A 25,717-nucleotide genomic window follows, 5' to 3' on the forward strand; every position below is an offset into this window, starting at 1 on the left:
TCGTAATTGAAAGGAATTCAAGAAGAAAAAAATGGATAATCGTCACGGAAGACGAGCGCCCTATCTTCTGCTATGGGTGTTTGTTATATGGAATTTATTTTCTGTAGCAGCATATGCTGGTGCTGCAGTTATTGATCGCGCTGCACAAGAGCTGCTTCTGCAGCAGGAGCGCGAGCGTCAGCTTCGCGAGCAACAGGAAATCTCTCCTGATGTACGAATACCAAATCCAACTTCTCCGCCAGAAATCCTCGTTTATCCAGACAGTGAATCTCCCTGTTTCACTATCTCCAGCGTTTCACTGATTGGCGAAAGCGCTGCAGAATTTCAGTTTGCTTTATCCGCCGTAACGGATGGCAATGATTCCGCCATAGGACGTTGTCTTGGGGCACAAGGCATTAATGTCGCAATGAGTCGTATTCAAAATGCCATTATTGCCCGGGGCTTTGTAACTACCCGGGTGCTGGCAGCTCCACAGGATCTTAATTCCGGTTTATTACAACTTACGGTGATACCAGGCAGAGTCAGAAAGGTTCAGTTTGCTGAAGGCGTATCTGCAAGAGCGACCAAATGGAATGCGATCCCTGTTCATCGGGGTGACATTCTGAATCTGCGGGATATTGAGCAAGGTCTGGAGAATTTTAAACGAGTACCCACTACAGAAGTCGATATCCAGATAGAGCCGGCAGAAGGGCCAGATGCTATGCCTGGTGAAAGTGATGTGGTGATTCAATATCAGCAGCGTTTTCCGTTTCGACTGACTATCAGCGCCGATGATGCTGGGTTCGATTCTACCGGAAAATATCAAGCTGGCATTACCATATCTGGCGACAATCTGTTGATGCTCAATGACTTGTTCTACGTTAATTACAACCATGATCTGGGTGGAGGCGAATCAGGGAAGCGCGGATCAGATGGTCAGACGGTTCATTATTCGTTTCCCGTTGGTTACTGGTTATTTGGGTTTACCACTTCCAACTATGACTACCACCAAATGGTTTCAGGTCTTAATCAATCCTATACCTACAGTGGTCGCAGCCAAAACTCAGATATCAAGGCCAGCCGACTCGTTTATCGTAATGCCATCAATAAAACCTATCTTTCATTTCGAGGTTTTTTCAGAAAATCCTCTAGCTATATAAACGACACAGAGATTGAAGTGCAAAGACGGCGTACCGCGGGTTGGGAGTTCGGTTTCAGCCAAACCTGGTATTTAGGACAGACACTGCTGGATTACACCATCGCATATAAACGGGGGACAGGGGCATGGAATGCTCTCAAAGCGCCTGAAGAGGCCTTTGATGAAGGAACATCACGTATGGAAATAGTCACGGCTGATCTTGGTTTCAACCTGCCATTTTCCGTTAAAGCCCCATGGGGTGAGCAGGCTCTGCGTTACTCAACCCAACTTCGTGGGCAATACAATTTCACACCATTAACACCACAGGATCGCCTGTCTATTGGTAATCGTTACACCGTTCGCGGCTTTGACGGGCAATGGTCTTTAAGTGCGGATAACGGCTGGTTCTTACGTAATGAAATGAGTGCATTACTCGCAAACACGGGGCAGACCGTTTATTGGGGGCTAGATTATGGCGAAGTCGGCGGTCAATCCAGTGATCTTTTATTAGGCAGGCAGCTGGCAGGAATTGTAATGGGGTTAAGAGGGGGCTTTGGCGGATTTAGTTATGACGTGTTTATGGGAAAAGCACTTAAAAAGCCCAGAGGGTTTGAAACAGCCAGTACGGCAACAGGGTTTAATTTGAACCTGACCTTTTGATTTATGTTTCGTTGAATCATCTGAGATAAGGGATTAAAAAGATGAACAAAAATAAATTCAAGGTGGTGTTTAACAGAGCACGCGGTTTGATGATGGTGGTTGCAGAAAACGTCGGATGTCACTCTTCGGGAAGTAACTCAATCGTAACAACAAAACCTTGCCCTATGGTCCTCGCGACTCTGCGTCCGTTGATTTCCTCAATGCTTGTCATGAGTAGTCTGGTAATAATGACCAGCCCAACCTATGCAGACATCATTGCCGATCCTAATGCTCCAGCCACTCAGCAACCGATTATTAATGAAACAGCAAATGGTTTGCCATTGGTCAATATTCAGTCCCCCAGCGCTGAGGGTGTCTCACGTAACTCCTATCGCCAGTTCGATGTAAAGTCGAAAGGCGCTATCCTCAATAACAGCAATAAAAATACCCAAACCCAACTTGGCGGCTGGGTTCAAGGCAATCCCTACCTTGCCGGGGGCACAGCTAAAGTAATATTGAATGAGGTTAACAGTCAAAATCCGAGTTTGCTGAACGGCTATATTGAAGTGGCCGGTAGTCGCGCTCAGGTTGTTATTGCCAATCCGGCAGGTATCAGCTGCAGTGGTTGTGGCTTTATCAATGCGAATCGCGCCACGCTGACGACGGGGAAACCCATCCTGAATAATGGCAACCTGCTAGGTTATCGCGTCGGGGGCGGGAAGATTAACTTTTTAGGGAATGGACTCGATACTTCACAAACTAACTTCACCGATGTGATTGCACGCGCAGTCAATGTAAACGCTGGTATTTGGGCGAATACGCTTAATATTACCACCGGTACCAACCAGATCAGTATCGATAAAAAAGGTAATCAGACCAACGTAAGACCTATTGCCCCTGATGCAGGAGCTGCTACCCCAGCCTTTGCCATTGACGTTGCTGCACTAGGAGGCATGTACGCGGGCAAAATTCACATGGTTGGAACAGAATTTGGTTTGGGTGTAAGGAATGCTGGTGATATCGGAGCAAGCGTTGGCAGTGTCAGTATTACTGCCGATGGGGTGCTGCAAAATATCGGCGTTATCAGTGCTAAAAGCAATATCCAGTTGGATGTTGCAGGTCTGGAAAGTGATGGCAGTGTTACAGCAGATGGTGACATTAGCATCAAGCTGGCTTCTGATTATATTCACACCAGTAAGCTGCAAGCAGGCGCTAATCTTAACTTACATACCAGTGGTGACATTACTAATCAATCGACCATACTTGCAAGTCAATCGCTACACCTTAGCGCCAACAACATTGACAATATGTTGAATGGGGAAATAGTCGGCCTTGATACTCATATTACCGCCGTGGACAAGATTGCAAACCAGGGCCTGATTGATGGCGTAAATACGCTCATCAACGCAGATAATCTGCTCAATAGTGAAGCCGGCAGTATCTTTGCTGATCAAGTCGCTATTCAGGTTGCTAACCTTGGCAATGATGCAGGTGCTGTAATCGCTGCTCGTAACCGGCTTGATATGGGCGCAACGACTATTGAAAATAGTGATGATAGCTTGATATTCAGCGCAGGCGATTTGGCGATAGCCGGCAGTCTCGATGGTGCTAATCAATCCATTGGAACTGCAGATTCACTTATTAATGATGGCGCGACTATTGAGGCATTGGGTGAGGCAACTTTTACTATCACCGATTTACAAAACTTAAATTCCAATCTGGTCACACAACTGGTGCAGACTGGTTCCGGCAGCTTTGATCGATTTAATCCTGCAGGGACTGGCGCTATACTTGAAAGCTCTGATTATCCGGGTGCCCATATCGGTAACGTTAATGTGGAATGGCGTTCAGCAGGGCCATACACATTCCGCGAATACACACGCTTTTTAGGAACCAGACGGTTCTACGAAAAACAAATCGTCTCATCTGATCCCGGTCAGATTCTCTCGGGTGGCGATATGTCTTTCCGCGGCTCTGTTATCAATAGCGACAGTCAGATCATCGCCGGAGGCAACCTTGATGTTACTGGCGCCTCCGTACAAAACCTGAATTCAGAGGGCCGAATTGTTACAAGCTATAGTGGTACCGCCTACTATTATGATTGGGATGGCCACGACAATGATTACGATATTGATGTTATCGGTCCCTATAAACCCGCCAATCATGTCGTTACGTATAACCTCTCTACTACACAGCTGGATGGTAATACGACTCCAGCGGGCAGCGAAACCAGTGTTAACTCAGCAACTGTTCCTGTTGTTACAAGCAGCCTGTTTCAACCCAATCCTGATGTCGCAGCAGATTATCTGATTGAAACCAATCCACGCTTTGCCAATTATCGCTCTTGGTTAAGTTCTAATTACATGCTGCAGCAACTGGCATTTGATCCCGCGACTATGCAAAAGCGTTTGGGGGATGGTTTCTATGAGCAACGGTTGGTGCGTGAACAAGTTGCCCAATTAACCGGACGTCGTTTCCTTGATGGACACGCTAATGATGAAGCGCAATATCAGGCTTTGATGACGTCGGCCCTTACACAAGTCAGTGGCTTACAGCTCATCCCGGGGGTAGCACTTTCAGCCGAGCAGATGGCACAACTCACCAGCGATATTGTCTGGCTGGTTGAACAAACGGTTACGCTGCCTGATGGCTCAGTCACCCAGGCATTGGTTCCTAAAGTTTATATCAGACCTCAGACAGAGGATATGCAGCCGACTACAGGCATGATGGCTGGCAATACGGTCACCATGAACCTCACTTCGGATGTTATCAGTGAAGGGACAATTGCCGGTCGCGAGATAGTGGAGTTGAATGCTGACAATATTAATAACATGGGCGGTCAAATAGTGACTGATTCGACGTTATTAAAAGCCAATAAGGATATCAACAACATCGGTGGTAAAGTCATTGCCAGAGATGCCATGCTGTTGGAGGCCGGCAATGACATTAACCTTCAAAGCACAACACACAGAAGCAAACAAAGAGAAGGGGCCAGCAGTTTTAGTCGTACCAATATAGATCGAGTTGCCGGACTTTATCTCAGTAATCCCGATGCGATTCTCATTGCTTTAGCAGGTAATGACGTTAACTTGATGGCGGCCAGTATCGTCAATCGTGGTGAAGGTGGCGTTACACAGATCACTGCTGAAGAAAATATCAACCTTGGCACAGTGCAGATTGCCGAACAGAACAGCAGCATTCGTAATGCGAAAAACTATGTAAAACATGGCGGCACGCAGGAGATTGGCAGCGATATTCAAACAACGGGCGATATTAGCTTCAATGCGGGAAATAACGTTAATGCAACTGCCGCTAGCATCACCAGTGAAGCTGGCGCAATCAATGTTACTGCCATGCAGGGCGTCAACATCATCGAAGGCCGTGAAACCAGCAACTTTGATACTGCACGCAAAGTAAAAAGAAGCAGCACCTTCAGCAGTAAAACCAAGATTCAACGAGATGTGTTTAAAGCAGACAACAGCATCAGTAGCACCATTAGTGGTGATAACGTAATGTTAGAAGCTGGTAATGATCTAAACATTCGTGGCAGCAATGTTATTAGTGATAACGGCACCACATTAAGCGCAGTAGATAATGTGAATATCACTGCTGCAAAGGATACAGCTTACGAATTTCATATGCGTAAAACCAAAACGAGTGGCCTAAGTACCAGTGGTGCCAGTGTCACTCTGGGTTCCAGCTCACTCAATACAACCCAGACTCACAATAGTACAAAGCAAACTGGCAGCACCGTGGGAAGTGTTGAAGGTGATGTGGCAATTGAAGCAGGCAAGCGTTACACCCAAAAAGCCAGTGACGTGCTAGCCCCGCAAGGCAATATCGATATCCGTGCCGAGCAGGTCAATATCGTTGCCGGGCAAAATACTCGTAATACCACCCATGAAACTAAATTCAAACAAAGTGGCTTAACACTTGCCATTACCAGTCCAATTATCTCTGCTATTCAAACAGCACAACAAATGACTGAAGCTGCCAGTGATACCTCTGATGGACGTATGAAGGCCTTGGCGGCAGGCGCTACAGCACTGGCAGCTAAGAATGCATATGATTCTACCCAGAAAGCATTATCTGCCGCGCCTACCGGCAATGATATGACGGATGCTGCCAATCAAGCCGGTGGCATTAACCTCAGCCTTTCCATCGGCACCTCAAAAAGCAGCAGTACCTCCACACAAACCAGTACCAACGTTCAAGGTAGTCAAGTGATGGCTGGAGGAGATGTCACTATCAACGCCACAGGGGCCGAGCAAGATTCCGATGTCAATGTGATCGGCAGTACTATCAATGCGGGAGAAAACGTATCAATCAAAGCTGATGATCAAGTCAATCTGATTGCTGCTAAAAACACCGACACACTCAACAGCAAAAATAAAAACAGTAGTGCCAGTGTTGGAATCAGCATTGGCACAAATGGACTTGCTATTACAGCCAGCGCATTCCAAGGTAAAGGTAAAGCCAATGGTACTGATGTTAGCTGGAAGGAAACCATGGTAGAAGCGGCCAATAAAGTCAGGCTGGAAAGCGGCACCGATACCAATCTCATTGGTGCACAAGTGAAGGGTAATCAAGTAGTGGCCGATGTTGGCACCTCGGGCGAGGGCAATCTCAATATCCAGAGTTTGCAAGATACCAGCACCTACGATAGCAAACAGAAAAGTACAGGTATTAGTGTCAGCATTCCGATAGGAGCTGGCATGGCTGGCGGTTCTTTCAGTTCAAGTCAAAGCAAAATCAAAAGTGATTACGCCAGCGTCAATGAACAAGCGGGGATATTCGCCGGTGATGAAGGCTTTCAAGTCAACGTGGCGGGCAATACTAATCTCAATGGTGCTGTAATCGCATCGACTGAGCAAGCCATTCAGGAAAACAAAAACAGTCTCACCACTGAAACGCTCACAGTATCGGATATCAATAACAAAGCAGAATATGATGCCAAGGCCACCTCAGCAACCATAGGCGGTGGTATTCAGGGAGGCTTACCGCAACTCTCAGGAGCCGGTATAGGAAAAGATAGCGATAAAACAGAAAGCATAACAGTCAGCGCTATCAGTCAGGGTGCATTAACTATCACCGATAATGATAGCCAACAAAACCTCACTGGCGAGGATGCTGCCACAACGGTTGCCGTGCTCAATCGGGATGTACATATTAATGAGCAAGGAGAGGCAGTCGACAGCCAAGGAAATTCAACCGCTAATACCATCGCCCCAATTTTTGATGCGGAAAAAGTCGCCAAGGAAATTGAAGCGCAGGTGAAAATAACAAAAGAATTTGGCCAACAGGCAAGTCAAGTGATCGATAGTTATGCGGAAAATCAGATGAATGAGTTACGTGCCCAATATGAAGAAGAATCTGATCCAGAGAAAAAGCAGGCGCTGCAGACCGAGGTTGACAAATTGCGTCTTGAAACCCATGTGCTCAATGTACTTGTGGGAGCAGTTACAGGTTTAGGTGGTACGACACTCACTCGCGAAAGCCTTGTGGCTGCTTCAGAAGAACTCCGCAAGATCACCATTGAAAACTCCAGACTATTTCCAGGAGTAGTCGATGATACCGGTGATGGCGAGCCATTCACTCTATCTAACGTTTCAGGTAAAAGTGTTGGTGGAAAATGGGATCTAGACCCCACCAAGACTGGTGGTACAAGGGTTGACCTCGATGCATTGTGTGGTGCTGATAATGAGCGGTGTGTGAAAAATGATGACGGAAGTCTCGCACTTAACGACAAAAGACAAGTGCAATGGAATCGCGATGGTGCAAATGGTAAATCCCTCTCTGAATGGCTGGTGGATACTGATGAGGGCCGAAAAATGGCTGGTCCCTTCGGTGATATCCAAGGCATAAAAGGCTCAATTTTCAGCATACCATATACTTCTGGGAGTTGGCTTGACCATCTTGTAGAGGCATTTGGCGGGTCACATGATTTCATTGGGGGCCAGATTAGCGGTTTATATGACGAACAAGGGAATGCTAAACGTGGGATGACGGAAGTGGAAGCAAAGGGTTACGGAGCGTGGTCAGCCGTGGCGCTTGCGCCATCGGCTCCTTTTGGGGCGGCAACATTGTTACCTCCTGAAGTTTGGAAGGCCATTTCAATTATGTTGGGAGCCGCAAAATGAGGCGAAATTTTACATGCTGGCTCACATTGAGCTCAATATGCTGTCTGCTGGTAGGGTGCGAACTGATTTTTCAGGCGGGGCCAGGGCTCACGATAGGACGTGATGAATACCTGAAATCTATCAAACCTTATATCGCCTATTGGGAGAAAGATGGGGGTTCGGAAAAAAGTAGACTGGAGGATTGGAAAGCATGTGGAGGATTACCTGACGGTACTTTTGGATTGGATCGAAAAAAGCAATTTCCAGACGAAAGCAACGAAACTTTCCGCACTCGACTTGAGTTCGAATTTCAACGTTGCATGATAAGTGACGGTTATCGTTACACCGGCGATTGTTCCAGCAAATATATGCAAGCCCGACCTCTTTGTGGAGCTCGTTGAGAATGTTATTAAGGTGGAAAATGAGATTAAAATTCAAAATATTACGTCTGCCCCCTACCAATTGTTTCAATTAAATAGGATGTGGGATAGTAAGCCATTGGATCACTGGTTACCCCTTCTACAAATCTGATACTAAACCTAACATCGCTTATTGGGATAAGGAGTGAGTGGCGGAAGATATTCGTCAAGAAGACTCATTGAGTTGCCACACTAGGGGTACGCCCGGAGGTATTTATAAACTTGACTTCGACAAAGCACTTTTTCCAAGAGAAACAGAGTGTGGCGTATAACCTCTTATGGCTGATTGGCAGCATTGCATGCTTGGTAATGGATATCGACATACAGGAGATTGCTCCAAAGATTGGCTAAAATTCGACTGCCTGTGATGCACCATGAAGACTTCTAAGCCTCGGGCAGCTCTGCATTCAAGACAAAAAAGTTCGATACTTTTGTATATCTAATTCTGCCGTTAACTGGCTGACCATCTTATCGATGGCATTTTGCAGACTGCATGATGGTGTTGGGGTTCAGATTAGCGGTAGGTATGTCGAACTAGGAAATGTAACGCGAGGCAGAACAGAAGCATTGGTTAAATTCCACGATACATGGAGTGCCGTCGCTCTTGTTCCTTCGGCACCATTTGCAATGTCAGAGATGTTGCCTCACAAAGTTTGGCAGGCCATTTCCATTTTTTTAAGGAATGCAAAATGAATTTAAGGATAAAGCTTTTGTTTGTTATATATGCAGGTTGCCTATTATCAGGTTGTACGATTGGTAATGGCCGTATTTGTGGACCACAAACACCAGCAGTGCATTGTGATAAACAAGCCTACTAAAGACTCAAATACCCCAAACCTTACGGCGCACACTGGATAAAGGAAGGAATGACAAAAGAGAGTCGACGAGAAGATATCGCGGAGTGCGGAGCCAAGGGCAATGAAAGTGTCAATTTCCTTCCTCACGAAATACAAGCCGCCAAACAACCAGACGATCCTAATGACATAAAAGCGATGGGAAGGCTCACCAAAGATTGGGCTGAATGTATGCGTGATAGAGGGTACGTCTATCTGGAATATTGCGATGAGCGATGTCAGTATCCTTAAAATGAAATTATATCTACTGCTAGCCCTACCTATGGCAGAAAATTAAGTATTATGTGCCGTCGCGCTTGCGTCTATCACTCCTTTTACAGCTGCAAGACTGTTACCCCCCGAGGTATGGAAGGCTATTTCGATTATGTTGGAATCAACGAAATGAGGCGTTACTTTGCCCACTGGGCTACATTGAGCTTGATAAGCTGGTTTTTGGTTGGGTGTGAGCTGATGTTTCAAGCGGGGCCGGGGCTCACCATAGGTCGTGACGAGTACTTGGACTCTATCAAACCCTTCATCGCCTATTGGGAGAAGAGCGGAATGACAGAGGAAAGTCGATTGGAGGTCTGGATAGCCTGTGGGGGGAATGAGAATGGAACCTTTTCATGGAAAGTCAAACAGCAGCTGCCTAATGAGAATGATGAAGATAGTCGTACTCGACAAGATTATACATTTCAACGCTGCATGATAAGCGAAGGATATCGTTACACCGGCGATTGTTCCAGCAAATATATGCAAGCCCGGCCTCTTTGTGGAGCGCCATGAATATTCCATGGAAAAAATGTTATCAAAAAGCTTTATTAGATTTTCTTGGCTAATTCCAATTATTTTCTTTATTTCCTCATGTGCTACAAATGGATATCGTGGTGGTTGGTGAGGGAATTTTAACGCAGTACCTGAATAACAATTGGAAGCAAAAATTATGGCGCGTGGTTCGCCGCTTTGTTTGCGCCATCAGCTCCTTTTGCAGCTGCAACTTTGTTACCGCCAGATGTATGGAATGCCATTTCAATTATGCTAGAAGCGTTCATATGAAGCGGTTGGTATGTGTGTTGCACCCTGTAGGTTTATTGCTGACAGGGTGCAATACGACAATTCTGGTTGCTACCAGCTTAGGTGAAAGCAAACATCACCTGGAATAGTACAAAATACTGGGCTGGACGTCGGAAACTCGGCGACAGGACTCTGCGGAATGCGGCGGGCCCCCAAATGAGTCCATACAATTCGGTTCCAACGCAATTAAAGCCGCCCAAAGATCCGAAGAAACAGATCGGCAGACGGAGGTGCGTCTAAATCAAGAATGGCATGCCTGTATGTCTGAAAAGAGTTACCGGGATACGCGTGCGGGGCCTGAGCAGAATCAACAGTAAATATACTGCATCATACGACGATATAACCTGAAATAATTTCTAAATACAGAACGGTTAAAACCGCAATTACCAAACCCCAGATACAAAAAAACGGACCGAAGTCCGTTAGTTTGTTTGGCGGAGGGACAGGGATTCGAACCCTGGGTAGGCTATAAACCCACGCCGGTTTTCAAGACCGGTGCATTCAACCGCTCTGCCATCCCTCCAAGACGCGGCATATTACTAGGAATGACCTGATCTGACAACAGTGAATGCAAAATTTATATAGCTATTGCCATTTAGAACTTATCCGGTAGGATGATGTCCATTGGATGAACCACCAATCATCAATACTTTACTGAGTAATGGAGAAATAAACTGATGAACTACGATACACAATCAACAGTTGTACGCTCGCGCGAGTCTGCGCTGCAAACCAACAAGTTATTGCGTAACACCTATGTACTACTGGCAATGACGCTCGGCTTTAGTGCCGTCACAGCTGGTGTTTCAATGGTTTTCAACCTGCCGCATCCCGGCATTATCATCACTTTGATCGGATACTTCGGTCTGTTGTTCCTGACAGCTAAATTGCGCAACAGTGTCTGGGGTATCGCTTCTGTATTCGCGTTAACAGGGTTTATGGGCCTGACACTGGGACCAATTGTTAATGCTTATTTAGGATTACCGAATGGCCCGCAAATCGTTATGCAAGCTCTGGGTGCGACCGGCATTGTGTTTTTAGGATTGTCTGCTTATGCGATTAAATCTGAGAAAGATTTCAGCTTTATGGGCGGCTTCCTGTTTGTTGGTATTCTGGTTGCTTTCCTGGCGGGTTTGGCGGCAATCTTCTTCAGCATGCCTGGCTTGTCATTAGCAGTTTCTGCCATGTTTGTACTGTTGATGTCTGGTCTGATTCTGTATGAAACCAGCAACATCATTCACGGCGGTGAAACGAACTACATCATGGCAACCATTACCCTGTATGTCAGTATCTACAACTTGTTCACCAGCCTGTTACATCTGATTGGCGCTTTCTCAAGCAGTGATTAATTAGCCAGTCAATTGCGTTATTCTTTCAAGCCCCTGCAAAGGGGCTTGTTTGTATCTGGAGCAATGTAATGAAAAAGAATCTTGGCAAAACAGACAGAACGTTACGCATCATAATCGGTCTGTTTATAATAGCGATTGCATTGTATTACCAAAGTTGGTGGGCCTTGCTCGGATTGGGGCTGCTGATTAATGGTTTAAGTGGTCGCTGCGGTGGGTATGCTTTGTTTGGCTTTTCTACCGCAAAGGCCTGCGATATTTCTGATAAAGAGCGTAACTAGCGCATAATAAACATCATGACGGATAAAAAAACACAATTAATCGATAATTTCGGACGGCGTGTGTCGTATGTACGCATTTCGATCACCGATCGTTGTGATTTTCGTTGTGTGTATTGCATGGATGAAGAAATGACCTTCATGCCGCGTGAACGTTTGCTGACATTGGAAGAGATTGCTTTTCTGGTCAGAGCCTTTTGCGAATTAGGCGTTGAAAAAGTGCGTATTACCGGTGGAGAACCATTAGTACGTCGCAACGTTGACTGGCTGATAGAGCAGATTGGCGCGTTAAAGCACACTACGTCGCTTAAAGAACTGAACTTAACCACCAACGGCTCGCAGTTACCCAAGTACGCTGAAAAGCTCGCTGCAGCCGGTATGGATCGTATTAATATCAGTCTGGACTCATTAAATGCCGAGCGCTTTCGTGAATTAACCCGTACTGGGGAATTAACTCAGGTATTGGATGGGATTGAAGCGGCTAAACAAGCCGGCTTTAAACGCATTAAATTAAATGCGGTGATTATGAAAGGTCGTAACGATGATGAAATTATCGATCTGGCACAGTTTGCTATCGATAAAGATTTGGATATTTCCTATATTGAAGAGATGCCGTTAGGCCAGGTAACGCATAGTCGTAATGAAAGCTACTGCAGTAGTGATGAAGTGCTTGCCACATTACAAAAGCATTTTGATTTGCAAAGCAGTATCGCCAATACCGGTGGCCCATCGCGTTATTACAAGGTTGCTGGTACCAATAGCAAAATCGGTTTTATTTCCCCGCATAGCCATAACTTCTGTGAAAGCTGTAATCGTGTCAGAGTGACGACAGAGGGTCGTCTGCTGTTATGTCTGGGGCAGGAGCACTCGATGGATTTGCGCGATATTATCCGACGTCATCCGGGCGATATCGAACAACTCAAACAGGCCATTATCAAGTCAATGGATATCAAACCGAAAGGCCATGACTTTAACATCAAAGAACAACCGATTATCTTTCGCCATATGAGTGTCACCGGTGGCTAGTTATCAGCCGGAAATGACCAATCAGGGCATTAATCGCCTGCATACTACCACTGTTTTAGATGAGTCAGGCGCATCCCGCGAAGTCTCATTAACTGGTGAAAGACCACTGACCATTTATCTGGATAATCGTGAGATTGTTACGTTGATGACGCTGGGTGGACAGCCGGAGTTATTGACGCTGGGTTATCTGCGTAATCAGGGACTTGTCGACGAAATAACGCATATTAAATCCATCCAGGTGGATTGGGATGTCGATGCCGTCGCTGTGACCACCTTTCAGCAGAAAAACAATCTTGATTCGCTGATGTCCAGACGAATTGCCACCAGTGGCTGTGGGCAGGGCACCATGTTTGGGCATGTGATGGATTCGCTTTCAGAACTGAAACTGCAATGTCCGGAATTCAGTGCTCAGTCTATCTATGACGTGTTGCATGCGTTAAACGAATACAACGAAATGTATAAACAGGCCGGGGCCGTACATGGCTGTGCGCTGTGCCAGCAAAATGAAGTGTTATTTTTTGTGGAAGATGTCGGACGACATAATGCCGTTGATGCGATTTCCGGCTGGATGTGGCTGAACAATATCCATGGCGACGGAAAAGTGTTTTATACCACGGGTCGGCTGACTTCCGAGATGGTGATAAAAGTGGCGCAGATGCAGGTGCCCTTATTGTTGTCGCGCAGTGGCGTGACCGAAATGGGGCTTAGTATCGCTTTGGATATTGGGATTGGAATGGTTGCCCGAGCGAAAGGGAAACACTTTCTGGTGTATACCGGCAAGGAGCAGTTCCAAACCGAAAATTTATTAACTCCCGCAGGGTAAAGCATGAAAATTCAGACAGCTGTTAGCACGGATGTACCGCAGTTGTGTTTGTTACTCGATAGCTTGTTCAGTCAGGAAGCCGAATTTAAACCGGATCACGAATTACAGGCTCTGGGTCTGGGGGCGATTATTGATGACGATGGTATCGGCGATATTCTGGTCGCAAAAGCAGAGGGCCAGATTATCGGTATGGTGAATTTGCTCTATACCGTTTCAACCGCTTTGGGCAGTCGCGTAGCGATTCTGGAGGATATGGTTATCGCACCACAAAACCGCGGACAGGGAGTCGGGTCGGCATTATTGAAACATGCGATTGAATTTGCCAGAGAAAAGGGCTGTAAACGTATCACCTTGCTCACGGATCATGACAATGATCCCGCGCATCGGTTTTATGAACAGCATGGTTTCACGGAATCATCTATGCTGACATATAGGTTATTTTTAGATGTTTAAAAACAAATAATTACCTACGTAACCTAATTCTTTTTCTCAATAGTTTTCGCTTCATCCCACAATGCATCCAGCTCATCTAATGAGGCGGTTTTTAATGTTTTCTGCTGTTTGAAAATCTGCGTTTCAATGTATCGAAAGCGGCGGAGGAATTTCTGATTACATTGCTGGATGGCTTGTTGCGGATCGATATTCAGATGTCTGGCGAGATTGGTAATAGCAAATAACAAATCGCCAATTTCTTCCTGTAATTTAGTCTGATCTCTGTCATCCAGTTCGGCTGCTACTTCATCGAGTTCTTCATGAATTTTAGCAATCACGCCATCAATATGTGGCCAGTCAAAACCAATCTGCGCAGCAGTTTTTTGCAGTTCAACAGCATACTGCAGTGCCGGCAGTTCTTTATCTGCACTCGCGAGCAGGGAAGATTTGTCTATGCTCATCAGTCGCCTCGGGTAAATTTAATGATATGCCGGCGATCACGTTTGCTGGGCCGGCCTTTTTGGTCACGAAAACCTAAAGGTTCATTTTTAATCTGCTCACGCAACAATTCGCGTTTTTCACGACTCTCTGCGGTTTCCTGATAGAGCAACTGGGCTTCGCTGGCCGGTCGACGTTGTTTTTGTAGGCCTAAAACATCAATGACATATTCATAAGGTGGTTGTGAAATGGTTAATTGATCACCAGGATGGATTGTTCTGCTGGGTTTGGCACGCTGACCGTTTGCATGAACTTTACCACCATTAATGGCTTCAACGGCCAGACTGCGGGTTTTGTAAAACCGCGCAGCCCAGAGCCACTTATCCAATCGTTGATTTTCCTGACTTTCGGGTTCGGCTTTCGCCATTAAGCCTTACCTTGCAGTTGCAATAAAATGCCTTCGTTTTCCAGGGTGGAGGTGTCTTGCGTGATCTCCTCACCTTTGGCAATGGTGCGCAGCAAACGACGCATGATTTTGCCGCTGCGGGTTTTAGGCAGATTATCGGAATAACGGATTTCATCGGGTTTGGCGATAGGTCCGATTTGCTCTGCTACCCAGGCGCGTAATTCATTGGTCATATCTTCATCAACGCCGCCCGCCGGACGCTCACCTTTTAATACAACATAGGCAAAAACTGATTCGCCTTTCACATCATGGGGTTTACCTACCACCGCTGCTTCAGCAACCGCTTCATGGGCGACTAATGCCGATTCAATTTCCATGGTGCCCAATCGATGACCGGAGACGTTGAGCACATCGTCAATACGGCCCATGATCCAGAAGTAACCTTCCTCGTCCTGACGCGCACTGTCTCCGGCCAGATAATATTTGCCATCGAAATAAGGCCAATAGGTGTCTTTATAACGTTGATCATCACCCCAGATAGTCTGGATCATCGATGGCCATGGTTTACGAATCACCAGAAAACCGCCTTGATTGGCGCCAAGTGCTTCACCTTGCTCATTGACTACGGCAGCATCTATACCGGGAAGGGCACGGGTGCAGGAACCGGGTTTAGTCACCGTTACAGCAGGAACCGGTGCAATCATGTGAGCCCCAGTTTCAGTTTGCCACCAGGTATCGACTATAGGACAGCGCTCTTGCCCAATCACCCGGTGATACCACATCCAGGCTTCCGGATTAATCGGTTCACCTACCGTGCCAAGCAAGCGTAAGTGAGACAGATCATAGCGTTGAGGAATATCATCACCGGCTTTCATTAATGCCCGAATGGCTGTCGGTGCGGTATAAAAAACAGTGACATGATGGCGGGCACAGACATCCCAGAAACGTCCGGCATCCGGAACAGTAGGAACACCTTCATAAATAATCATGGTGGCGCCGACGGCCAGCGGGCCGTAGGCAACATAGGTATGGCCGGTAATCCAGCCAACATCTGCAGTACACCAGAAGACATCTTTAGCCTGAATATCAAACACCCAGCGCATGGTGGTAATGGCATTCAGCAGGTAACCCGCTGAAGAGTGTTGAATACCTTTCGGTTTGCCGGTCGAACCTGATGTGTAAAGTAAAAAAAGCGGGTCGCAGGCATTCATCGGTTCAGGGTCGCATTCTGCTGACTGATCCTGTTCCGCATCATGCCACCAGATATCCCGACCATTCTGCAGCGTGATGTCGTTGCCACAGCGTTTGAAGACAATGACTGTTTCAACACTTTCGCAGCCTTTAGCTAATGCCTGATCAGCGGTGTTTTTCAGCGGGATGATCTTGCCACCACGATGACCACCATCCGCGGTAATCACCAGTTTGGCTTGGGTGTCTTCAATACGATCTTTCAGGGCTTCAGCCGAGAAGCCTCCAAATACGACGGAATGAATGGCGCCGATTCGGGCACAGGCCTGCATAGCCACTACGGCTTCAGTAATCATCGGCATGTAGATAATGACCCGATCGCCTTTTTGGATGCCCTGATTTTTTAACGCATTGGCAAACACACATACTTTTTCGTGCAAAACACGATACGTAATATGTTGGACGTCACCCGGTTCGCCTTCAAAAATAATGGCCGTTTTTTCCGCATTGTTTGTTAATTGCCTGTCGAGGCAGTTATAGGAAACATTCAACTGACCGTCAGCAAACCATTTATAAAACGGTGCATTACTGTCATCCAGCGTTTGGGTAAAGGGTTTTATCCAATCGAGTTCCTGCCTGGCTAAATCGCCCCAGAAAGCTAGATGGTCCTCGTCCGCTTTGGTGTACAGCGCATCAAGTTTTTTTGGGGTTAGCGCAGATGTTTTATAAAAACTCTCGCAAGGCGGAAAGTGCCGATTCTCGTGAAGGGTTGATTCAATATTATTCTGAGCCATAAATACCTTACCTTATTATTCTCTCTTTCTGAGTATAGTCCGCTACCAGCGTTAAATGTAGTCAACAGCCAATAAAAAACTCTCCCGAAAGGCATGCTTAGGGGAGAGTCTGATTTAATGGCAGTACGTTTTAGAAGAAGCCGAGCGGGCTTGTGCTGTAGCTGACCAACAGGTTTTTAGTTTGCTGGTAATGTTCCAGAGCAATCTTGTGTGTTTCACGACCGACACCGGATTTTTTGTAACCGCCAAAGGCAGCATGCGCTGGATAATGATGGTAGCAGTTGGTCCATACACGGCCTGCCTGAATAGCACGTCCCATACGATAGGCCAGGTTCATATCGCGCGTCCATAAACCGGCACCCAGACCAAATTCGGTGTCATTGGCAATTTCCAGTGCTTCAGCTTCATCTTTGAAGGTGGTTACCGAAACCACAGGTCCAAAAATTTCTTCCTGGAAGATACGCATTTTGTTATTGCCTTTCATCAAGGTGGGTTCGATGTAGAAACCGTTATTGAATTCAGGTCCTAATTGCTCGATACCACCGCCCATCAGTAATTGAGCACCTTCTTGTTTACCAATCTCAACATAGCTGAGGATTTTGTCGAACTGCTCCTGTGAAGCCTGGGCACCGACTTGTGTCTCAGTGTCCAGCGGGTTACCGCGTTTAATCATTTTGGCGCGTTCCATCACCACAGCGATGAACTCGTCGTAGATGCTTTCCTGAATCACGGCACGGGAAGGGCAGGTACAAACTTCACCTTGGTTAAAGAACGCCAAGACCATGCCTTCGGCACATTTATTAATGTAATCCTGTTCCTGTTGCATGATGTCTTCGAAGAAGATGTTTGGCGATTTACCGCCTAACTCTACGGTTGAAGGAATAATGTTTTCAGCCGCGTATTTCATGATTAATGAGCCGACTGGTGTTGAACCGGTAAACGCGATTTTGGCGATGCGTTTGCTTGTGCCTAATGCCTGGCCAGCTTCGCGACCAAAACCGTTAACAATATTTAATGTGCCAGCAGGCAGTAAATCAGCAATTAATTCGGCCAGAATCAGGATAGATACTGGTGTTTGTTCAGCCGGTTTCATAACAACACAGTTACCAGCAGCCAATGCCGGAGCAAGTTTCCATGCCGCCATTAATAACGGGAAGTTCCAGGGAATAATCTGACCGACAACCCCGAGTGGCTCATGGAAGTGATAAGCGACAGTATTTTCGTCAATTTCACCCATCGTGCCTTCCTGAGCACGCAGGCAACCGGCAAAATAGCGGAAATGATCCGCGGCCAGAGGAATATCGGCATTCAGTGTTTCGCGAACCGCTTTACCGTTATCCCAGGTTTCTGCAACAGCCAGTTTTTCCAGATTGGCTTCGATACGATCAGCAATTTTCAGCAGGATATTACTGCGTTCCTGAACGGAGGTTTTACCCCAGGCTTCACGGGCTTTATGAGCTGCATCCAGCGCTAATTCAATATCAGCTTCCCCTGAACGCGGAATTTCACAAATGACTTCGCCGGTCACTGGAGTAATGTTGTTAAAGTATTCGCCTTTAACAGGGGCAACCCACTCGCCACCAATAAAGTTTTCATAACGTGATTTGAATGAGATCACCGACTCGGGTGTACCTGGTTTTGCGTAAATCATAAATCTCTCTCTTATATATTGTTATGGTTAAAGACCAAGCATAAATCCTAAAGCAGAAATCTTACTTGACTGATAATCCCAATTATTTGACTGATAGTCCAGAAGTGACAAAAAAGTTAACACATGGTTCGACAAGATTGCTATTTTGAAAAAATGAAAAATTCATATCAAATGCGCGGATACTCTCACTTAAGTAATATTTTCTATTCACTTGACTTCGCATAGAGTTGAGACACAAAATCAATCATCACTTATTAAGGTCTGCATTATGAACCTGAATACATTGCCTACGAGCGGTCGGCGAGAAAATCGCCAGTTGCTGATTGAAAACAAAGTGACCTTTAATGGTCCGGAAACAGAGTTGAGTATTTACGATACCTACCGCAGCTCAACGGGTGTAGCACTTAATGCAGACCACTTGTTATATTGCGGAATGGTCAGCGGTCGCAAGGTAATGCATGACCATTACAACGCGTCGGGCGAATTGTTTGTGCCGCACGAATCCTACGTTATGCCACCCGGTGAACATGTTGAAATAGATTTTCCGGATGCAAATGAGCAGCAGCCAACAACTTGTCTGACCATAGAGATTTCCAGAGAGCGTATTCAGGCCATCTCTAATCGTATGCAGGACTTGGTAAAAATTGATGCGCCGGAGCATACTTGGGAATATCAGCCTCGTATCATTCACAAGCATCACACTCGCGATACCCAGCAGTTACTGGAAAAAATGGTTTCATTTTATATTCGCAATGATCCTGATAAAGAGCTGATGGTCGATTTAGGTGTATCGGAGCTGGTGATAAGGTTGCTTCGTGAACAGGGGCGAGAAGTTTTGTTGAGTTATTGCCAGCGGGCGCCAGATGCCAGCAGTATGACGGCCGTCATCCATACACTGGAACAAAACCTTAGTGAACCATTGGATATAGAACAGTTGTGCCGGCAAGCCTGTATGAGCCGCAGTCGTTTATATGTTGAATTCAAAAAACAACTGGGTTGTACACCGGGAGAATTTCATCAACAACTCAGACTGAAATCAGCTGCCGATGCTATCCGTCGTGGTCAGAGTATTACTGAAGCCTGTTATGGTTATGGTTTCAACGACTTAAGTCATTTCAGTCGTCGTTTCAGTCATTTTTTTGGCTGTTCGCCAAGCGCTTTTCGTAAAGAAAACCTCCCGGATCAAACTAATTAATTAGCTTAAGTTAAGAACGCTGAAGGCCTGAAGCTGTCATAATCTGAGTTCGTTGGTACTGATTTCAGTTCTAACGAATCTCACTTTTTAGTAATGACAAAACTTGTATGCCGTTATGCCAACACTCTCTATACAACAGGGTCATCCTGATATTTACTCTGTGTCTATTGGCTGCCAATATGGTTTGGGCCGACGCGGAAAAAAATATCAATATCGAGATAAAGGGCGTAGATAAAAATTTGGTCGAAACCCTGTTGAATGGTTTGAGCATCAATCGGCAGAAGCAAAGTCCACGTCTGGATTCTCGAAGTGTAAACCGGTTACACAATCAAGCCATCGATGAATTGAAGCATATGCTCACGGTGTATGGTTATTATTCTCCCGAAATTACTGCCGAGTTAACAGAAACGGATGAAAATAACTGGCAAGCTCAATATCAAATTGAGTTAGGTCAACCGGTCATCATTCGTAAAATCAATCTGGCGGTAGAGGGTGATGCTAAAACTGATCCGGTATTTACTAAGCTGCTCAGCAGTTTACCGCTGAACGTAGGTGACCAGTTTGATCATGAACGTTATGAAAACGCAAAAAAGTCATTGCTCCGAGTTGCTGCTGAGCGTGGTTATTTTGATGGCGCATTCAGTTGTAGCAGAGTCAGTGTTGATGTCGAAGCAAGTGCTGCAGACATCTGTCTGGTCTATGATGCCGGGCAGCGTTATCGATTTGGTGAGATCACCTTCCCTGATACGGTTGTGAATGACAGATTACTTGATGCAATGTCACCCATCAAAGCGGGTGAACCGTTTGATTCAGGTAAATTGCTCACCCTGAGAAATAATCTGCAAAATAGTGGCTATTTTGCCTCTGTATCCACTCAGGCAATGACTTCTGCACGAGCAAATAATGAGGTTCCGGTTGATGTTTCATTAAATGAAAATCTGAAACATCGCTACAGCGCCGGTGTGGGCTATGGTACGGATACCGGGGCCAGGATGAGTCTGGGTTGGCAAAATCGCTATGTAAATGATCGGGGACACAGACTGTCTGTTGAAAGCCGTTTATCACAAATTGCCAATCGAATCGGTGCCGATTACCAGATGCCGTTCTGGAGTGAAAATATTAATACGGTTGGTTTTAATTCAGAATATAAACAGGAAGATACAGATACCAGTGAAAGTCGTTCGGTAGCGGTAGGCAGCTATTACAACCGTATGCGCTGGGGCTGGGAAGAAACCGGTAGCATCAAGTTTCTCAATGAAAGCTTTGATGTTTCAGATGACTCTGCGTCAACAACCTTATTGATTCCCGGAATTGCCTATGCCCGTACCTGGGCAGATGACACTATCTATACCCGGCAGGGAGGTCGTTTAAGTATGGAACTGAGCGGAGCGGCAGAAGGTATTCTCTCCGATATCAGCTTTAGTCAGCTAGTCCTGCGTGGAAAATACATTCAGGGGGTTGGTGACTCCAGCCGGATTATTACCAGAGCGACTGTGGGGGCCACGGAAGTTAGTGACTTTTCAAAATTACCCAGCTCATTGCGTTTCTTTGCCGGTGGGGACAATAGTATCCGTGGTTTTGACTATCAATCACTGGGACCAGAAAATGATTTGGATGAAGTCATCGGTGGCCGGTATCTGGCTGTTGGAAGCGTTGAATATGAACATATGTTTGTCAAAAACTGGGGCGCTGCGATATTTACCGATTTTGGTAACGCCTTCAATAGTTGGTCAGATCCAATAGAGTATAGTGTAGGGGTGGGTATTCGCTGGCGATCTCCTGTTGGCCTGATTCGTGTTGATGTGGCCAGTGGTATTTCAGATGAAGACAAACCCTTTGGTTTGCATATCATGATAGGGCCTGATTTGTGATGAAACGCGCATTATGGATAATCGCAATTGTATTGCTGCTGCTCATTCCGGCCGGCTTATATTGGTTACTAATGACCAAGTCAGGTTTTAACACAGCATTGACTTTCACTCAGAAAACACTTCCCGAACTCACTATAAACGAAGCTAGCGGCAGACTTTACGACGGCGTTTATCTGAAGGGCATTACCTATGAGCCTGAAGATGGCGATGCGATACACATAAATACCATTGATGCGCGCTGGCAGCTATGGTCGTTGCTTTCAAGCCGATTTATTATCAATCAGATTCATATTGACAGGCTGGCAATCAAACAGGCTGAAACGATTACTCAGCCTGAAGAAGATGAATTGTTCACTATTCCTCAGTTCAGTTTTCCGCTGGCAGTTCACCTCAGATCGCTGCGTGTTACAAATGCAGAAGTTATTGATAATCAGGGTATTGTGACGCCTTTGTTTGATCGTTTCGATACCTCGATAAGATTGAATTACGACCGGTTAATTATTTCCTCATTAAGATTAAATCGTAATGTGCTGGCCTTTACCTTGATCGGGAACGTTCATCTTAACGAACCCTTTGCTACTAACCTGAATTACGGGTTGAGGCTGAATGATTCCGAATGGGGATTGATTTCAGCTACCGGCACGATTACCGGGGATATCAAACAAATGACGTTACGACAGCAGCTGGGTGAACCGTTTGCCTCAGAACAAACCCTGATGGTGCGTAATATTCTTGATGACCTGGATTGGCGCCTTGGCCTGGAAAGTGAATCCCTGTCATTAACCCGAATTCTTAATACTGAAATGGGTGATGTGACGGCTATTAATCTGGAAGCTAAAGGCACTCGGGAAACTGCCCGAATGGAACTGGACTTTCAGTTACAGGAATTTGAAGAAGTACATCCACCAGTTTCTGCCAGTTTGAGTCTGAACTCTACTGACTTAAAAAACTGGCGTGTAGATTTGATGACGGCGATCAGTCAAAACGGTTTTGCCGAGATCCATGGCAATATTCAGGTTGCGGAAGATCCCATGGCGAGTGGGTTTTCAATTGATGCAAGCTGGTCACAACTTCAATGGCCATGGCAACAGGATGCAGAGCTTTTAGTTGCTGAAACTTCAGGTGAACTTTCGCTAAACGGAAATCTGCAGGATTATCGTTTGATTCTCAGTAGCTCTATTGCGGCACTGGAGCAGAACTGGGCGATTAACTCTTATGTGCGTGGAGATCTGCAACAGGCGAGTATCAACTCCCTCGAAATCAAGTCTGCGTTAGCCGAACTCGACGTTAGTGGTGATGTGAGCTGGGATCCTCAATTAAATTACCAATTAAGTGGTGAATGGCAAAACCTGCAGCTTCCCGCCAGTTTAACTGGCGTGTCAGTAGAAAGTTATACGGGATTATTCAATCTGAAAGGTGAGAAACATCTGTTTGAAATCACACTTGATTCGGATTTTATTATTGATGAAATTCCACTCATTCTGAAACTCCAGGCAACCAGTCCCGAAGCCGGCATAACGGATATTCGTGCAGATACCAGAATTGCAGATGGTGGTGCCGGCTTTAGTGGTCGTATCAATTGGAAAGAGAATCTGATGGTTGATGGCAAACTGACACTCAGACAAGTTGATCCGGCCGTATTTGCAAATGAATGGCCCGGCCGAATAAGTGGTCAGGCGCAACTGAGTTTTCAGGATAAGGGGCAGGCCGATTTCGAAGCAAGTCTGCAGAATTTACATTTAAATGGTGTTTTACGGGAACGTAACTTTTCCCTGAACAGTCACCTGAAAACCGTCAACACCGATGTTGCTATTGAAAATTTACAGCTGAATTTAGGCGACTCGCAATTATCTTTAAATGGCAAAGTTGAGAAACAACTGGATTTAACCTGGAAACTCAACTCGCCGAATTTGCAGGATTTTCACCCTGATTTATCTGGCAGCTTAAATGGGCAGGGGCGATTATTTGGTGAGTTGGCTAAATTAAAATTAAATGCCGATCTCGATGGTTCTTCAATTAGTTGGGCTGACGAAATGCGTATCGGCACCATTAACGCTGATGCCCAAATAGACCTTACAGATAATCAGCAAAGTAAACTCAACGTACAGTCAACCGGCATTAAAGTGGCAGAGCAGACTATTGATTCAGTTGATCTGAGTCTGACGGGTAAACGTGATCAACATCAGCTGGGTCTGGAGCTCCAGTCTGCAATAATTTCGTTATCAGGTTTGTTACAAGGCAGCCTGAATAAAGACAATCAATGGGCTGGCCGGTTACAGTCAATGACAATTGATAATGACATGGCTGGCAACTGGCAATTAGGTGAGGCCGGTGATATTCAATTGTCGGCTGATAAACAGATTATGTCGAAGCATTGCTGGCTATCGGCTGAACAGGCACAAATTTGTATTCAAGGTGAAAATGCCTTGCCCGGCGCGCAAGCACTCGTGGAAATCAATCAACTCTCCATGGAAATCCTGAAACCCTGGATTGAGGAATATGCCAAATTATCCGGTTTTATTTCCGGCCGATTGCAACTGGCAATGGAAAATGAGGGAGAGATTACCGGTACAGGAAATCTATCGCTGAACGAGGCTATTTTAAAACTTGAGTCTGAAACGATCAGTCAACAGGAACCTATCGAATTTGATACGGTTGATTTACGTTATCAGCTTACCGCCGAAGAGAGCATGGTGGCCATTACTATTGCACCGGATATTGCCGGTGTAGAACCGATAGAGGCAAGATTACAAACAGCAGCTGTCAAAAAAGTGATAGCTGCACCTATGGATACGCCGCTTAACTTGCAATTGCAGACAGCCGTTGAAGATCTCGCATCATTAAATCTGGAAACCCTGGCTTTTGATGAACTGGCAGGAAAACTGGAGCTGCATGTCGATATGCAGGGTACGGCCAATAAACCGCAACTAACCTCAGCAATCAGTTTGCGTGATGGGCAAATATTTTTGGTAGATATGGGTATTACCTTGTCGGCTATCAACGCAGATATTAATGGCGATCCCTTATCAGGACTGAAAATGCTGTTACAGGCCGATTCTGCAGAAGGCCAGCTGGAAGTGGCGGGTGATTTCACCATGACGGATGCAGACTGGCTGTTCAATGCCACCATAAAAGGTGAGCAGCTTGAAGTAATGAATCTGCCTGAAGCCTATGTCATTGCCTCACCAGACCTGAAGCTAATGGTTTCTCCACAAACGGCGAAATTGAGTGGTGCGGTTAAAATTCCCAATGCAGAACTGGCCCCCATGGATTTTAATACCACCGTGTCACCCAGTCAGGATGTGGTGATAATCGGTCAAGAGACTGATGAGGAAAAAATGCGATTGGCAACGGACCTGGATATCACTGTTCAGCTTGGCGATAAAGTCATGATTAAGGCATTAGGCTTTAGTGGACGCCTGGGAGGAGATTTACGCATATACGGTGATGCTGGTCAGCTATTGCTGGGTAATGGTGAAATAACGGTTAATGAAGGCAGTTACGCCGCCTATGGGCGGGAACTGACCGTTGATAATGGTAAGGTTCGCTTTTCCGGAGCGGCCATAGACAATCCGGATTTGGATATCAAGGCTATCCGTAAAGGCACTAACTATCAGGCGGGTATTCATATTACCGGTCCTGCAAATAATCCTCAGGCAAACCTGTTTTCCGTGCCGTCGATGAGCCAGGAAGACATCCTGTCTTATATTGTGCTTGGTCGTCCATTGGGGCAAGCCAGTGCTGCCGACGCAGCATTGCTGGCATCGGCAGCGACTAATCTGGGGATATCCAACGGCAATGCTATCAGCGATCAGATTGCCAGTACCTTTGGTCTGGATTCGGTCGAATTTACCGGAGAAAGTCCGGAGAGCGCCGCCGTGCAAATTGGCAAATATTTGTCTCCGAAACTTTATTTGGGATATGGTATCGGGATTTTTGAACCGGTGAGCACGGTTCAGTTGCGTTATACATTAAGCAAGATTTGGACTCTGCAGGCTGAATCCGGCACGCAAAGCGGGGTGGATTTGTTGTATATCTACGAAAGATAAAAAAAGCCCTGTGTTGTCA

General features: G+C 46.0%; 14 protein-coding genes and 1 tRNA gene. 10 read left to right on the forward strand and 5 right to left on the reverse strand.

Annotation, left to right across the window (positions count from 1 at the left end):
- The first annotated feature begins 31 nt into the window (after positions 1–31).
- Positions 32–1,777 (forward strand): ShlB/FhaC/HecB family hemolysin secretion/activation protein, encoded by a 1,746-nt coding sequence (locus tag B2337_RS08850; RefSeq protein WP_292413348.1) that lies wholly within the window; start codon positions 32–34, stop codon positions 1,775–1,777.
- Between the two features lie 41 nt (positions 1,778–1,818).
- On the forward strand, positions 1,819–7,896 hold the full coding sequence (locus B2337_RS08855; protein ID WP_292413350.1) for a hemagglutinin repeat-containing protein: 6,078 nt from the start codon (positions 1,819–1,821) through the stop codon (positions 7,894–7,896).
- Between the two features lie 2,737 nt (positions 7,897–10,633).
- Here the strand turns inward: B2337_RS08855 and B2337_RS08860 are convergent.
- Positions 10,634–10,724: transfer RNA gene (locus tag B2337_RS08860), tRNA-Ser, on the reverse strand.
- Positions 10,725–10,878: 154 nt separating this feature from the next.
- Here B2337_RS08860 and B2337_RS08865 point away from each other — a divergent pair.
- From B2337_RS08865 to B2337_RS08885, 5 genes are all read left to right on the forward strand, one after another.
- Positions 10,879–11,550: a Bax inhibitor-1/YccA family protein gene (locus B2337_RS08865; RefSeq protein WP_292413353.1), complete on the forward strand. Its 672-nt coding sequence runs from the start codon at positions 10,879–10,881 to the stop codon at positions 11,548–11,550.
- A 68-nt stretch (positions 11,551–11,618) separates the two neighbouring features.
- On the forward strand, positions 11,619–11,828 hold the full coding sequence (locus B2337_RS08870) for a YgaP-like transmembrane domain (RefSeq protein ID WP_292359602.1): 210 nt from the start codon (positions 11,619–11,621) through the stop codon (positions 11,826–11,828).
- A 15-nt stretch (positions 11,829–11,843) separates the two neighbouring features.
- Complete coding sequence (gene moaA, locus B2337_RS08875; RefSeq protein WP_292413354.1) at positions 11,844–12,851, forward strand: GTP 3',8-cyclase MoaA; 1,008 nt, start codon at positions 11,844–11,846, stop codon at positions 12,849–12,851.
- The gene (locus B2337_RS08880; protein ID WP_292359598.1) at positions 12,844–13,674 is read left to right on the forward strand and encodes a formate dehydrogenase accessory sulfurtransferase FdhD; all 831 of its coding nucleotides are present in this window, start codon (positions 12,844–12,846) and stop codon (positions 13,672–13,674) included. Before moaA ends, B2337_RS08880 begins: the two co-directional genes overlap by 8 nt.
- Positions 13,675–13,677: 3 nt before the next feature.
- The gene (locus B2337_RS08885) at positions 13,678–14,127 is read left to right on the forward strand and encodes a GNAT family N-acetyltransferase (RefSeq protein ID WP_292413356.1); all 450 of its coding nucleotides are present in this window, start codon (positions 13,678–13,680) and stop codon (positions 14,125–14,127) included.
- 23 nt (positions 14,128–14,150) lie between these two features.
- Here B2337_RS08885 and B2337_RS08890 read toward each other — a convergent pair whose 3' ends face one another.
- From B2337_RS08890 to B2337_RS08905, 4 genes are all read right to left on the reverse strand, one after another.
- Positions 14,151–14,567 (reverse strand): MazG nucleotide pyrophosphohydrolase domain-containing protein, encoded by a 417-nt coding sequence (locus tag B2337_RS08890; RefSeq protein WP_292413358.1) that lies wholly within the window; start codon positions 14,565–14,567, stop codon positions 14,151–14,153.
- On the reverse strand, positions 14,567–14,971 hold the full coding sequence (locus B2337_RS08895) for an RNA-binding S4 domain-containing protein (protein WP_292413359.1): 405 nt from the start codon (positions 14,969–14,971) through the stop codon (positions 14,567–14,569). The genes B2337_RS08890 and B2337_RS08895 overlap by 1 nt, the downstream gene beginning before the upstream one ends.
- Positions 14,971–16,932, reverse strand: coding sequence for an acetate--CoA ligase (acs, locus tag B2337_RS08900; RefSeq protein ID WP_292413360.1), 1,962 nt, complete (start codon positions 16,930–16,932; stop codon positions 14,971–14,973). The genes B2337_RS08895 and acs overlap by 1 nt, the downstream gene beginning before the upstream one ends.
- A 130-nt stretch (positions 16,933–17,062) precedes the next feature.
- Positions 17,063–18,583, reverse strand: a complete 1,521-nt coding sequence (locus tag B2337_RS08905) for an aldehyde dehydrogenase family protein (protein ID WP_292359589.1) — start codon at positions 18,581–18,583, stop codon at positions 17,063–17,065.
- A gap of 268 nt (positions 18,584–18,851) precedes the next feature.
- On the opposite strand from B2337_RS08905, the gene B2337_RS08910 reads away from it, so the two are divergent.
- The 3 genes from B2337_RS08910 (at position 18,852) to B2337_RS08920 (ending at position 25,698) form a co-directional block, all read left to right on the forward strand.
- Complete coding sequence (locus tag B2337_RS08910) at positions 18,852–19,778, forward strand: AraC family transcriptional regulator (protein WP_292359587.1); 927 nt, start codon at positions 18,852–18,854, stop codon at positions 19,776–19,778.
- A 179-nt stretch (positions 19,779–19,957) separates the two neighbouring features.
- Positions 19,958–21,649 carry an autotransporter assembly complex protein TamA gene (locus tag B2337_RS08915; protein ID WP_292413362.1) on the forward strand — a complete coding sequence of 564 codons (1,692 nt, stop codon included), beginning with the start codon at positions 19,958–19,960 and terminating at the stop codon, positions 21,647–21,649.
- The gene (locus B2337_RS08920) at positions 21,649–25,698 is read left to right on the forward strand and encodes a translocation/assembly module TamB domain-containing protein (RefSeq protein ID WP_292413364.1); all 4,050 of its coding nucleotides are present in this window, start codon (positions 21,649–21,651) and stop codon (positions 25,696–25,698) included. The genes B2337_RS08915 and B2337_RS08920 overlap by 1 nt, the downstream gene beginning before the upstream one ends.
- The last annotated feature ends 19 nt before the right edge of the window (positions 25,699–25,717 follow it).

This window comes from Methylophaga sp. UBA3192, from assembly GCA_002363955.1.
Classification (GTDB): Bacteria; Pseudomonadota; Gammaproteobacteria; order Nitrosococcales; family Methylophagaceae; genus Methylophaga.

Bases quoted from the DNA above. Each gene is read 5' to 3' on its own strand.
- B2337_RS08850 (WP_292413348.1), top strand. From the start codon at position 32: ATGGATAATCGTCACGGAAGACGAGCGCCCTATCTTCTGCTATGGGTG.
- B2337_RS08855 (WP_292413350.1), top strand. From the start codon at position 1,819: ATGAACAAAAATAAATTCAAGGTGGTGTTTAACAGAGCACGCGGTTTG.
- B2337_RS08865 (WP_292413353.1), top strand. From the start codon at position 10,879: ATGAACTACGATACACAATCAACAGTTGTACGCTCGCGCGAGTCTGCG.
- B2337_RS08870 (WP_292359602.1), top strand. From the start codon at position 11,619: ATGAAAAAGAATCTTGGCAAAACAGACAGAACGTTACGCATCATAATC.
- moaA (WP_292413354.1), top strand. From the start codon at position 11,844: ATGACGGATAAAAAAACACAATTAATCGATAATTTCGGACGGCGTGTG.
- B2337_RS08885 (WP_292413356.1), top strand. From the start codon at position 13,678: ATGAAAATTCAGACAGCTGTTAGCACGGATGTACCGCAGTTGTGTTTG.
- B2337_RS08890 (WP_292413358.1), bottom strand. From the start codon at position 14,567: ATGAGCATAGACAAATCTTCCCTGCTCGCGAGTGCAGATAAAGAACTG.
- B2337_RS08895 (WP_292413359.1), bottom strand. From the start codon at position 14,971: ATGGCGAAAGCCGAACCCGAAAGTCAGGAAAATCAACGATTGGATAAG.
- acs (WP_292413360.1), bottom strand. From the start codon at position 16,932: ATGGCTCAGAATAATATTGAATCAACCCTTCACGAGAATCGGCACTTT.
- B2337_RS08905 (WP_292359589.1), bottom strand. From the start codon at position 18,583: ATGATTTACGCAAAACCAGGTACACCCGAGTCGGTGATCTCATTCAAA.
- B2337_RS08910 (WP_292359587.1), top strand. From the start codon at position 18,852: ATGAACCTGAATACATTGCCTACGAGCGGTCGGCGAGAAAATCGCCAG.
- B2337_RS08915 (WP_292413362.1), top strand. From the start codon at position 19,958: ATGGTTTGGGCCGACGCGGAAAAAAATATCAATATCGAGATAAAGGGC.
- B2337_RS08920 (WP_292413364.1), top strand. From the start codon at position 21,649: ATGAAACGCGCATTATGGATAATCGCAATTGTATTGCTGCTGCTCATT.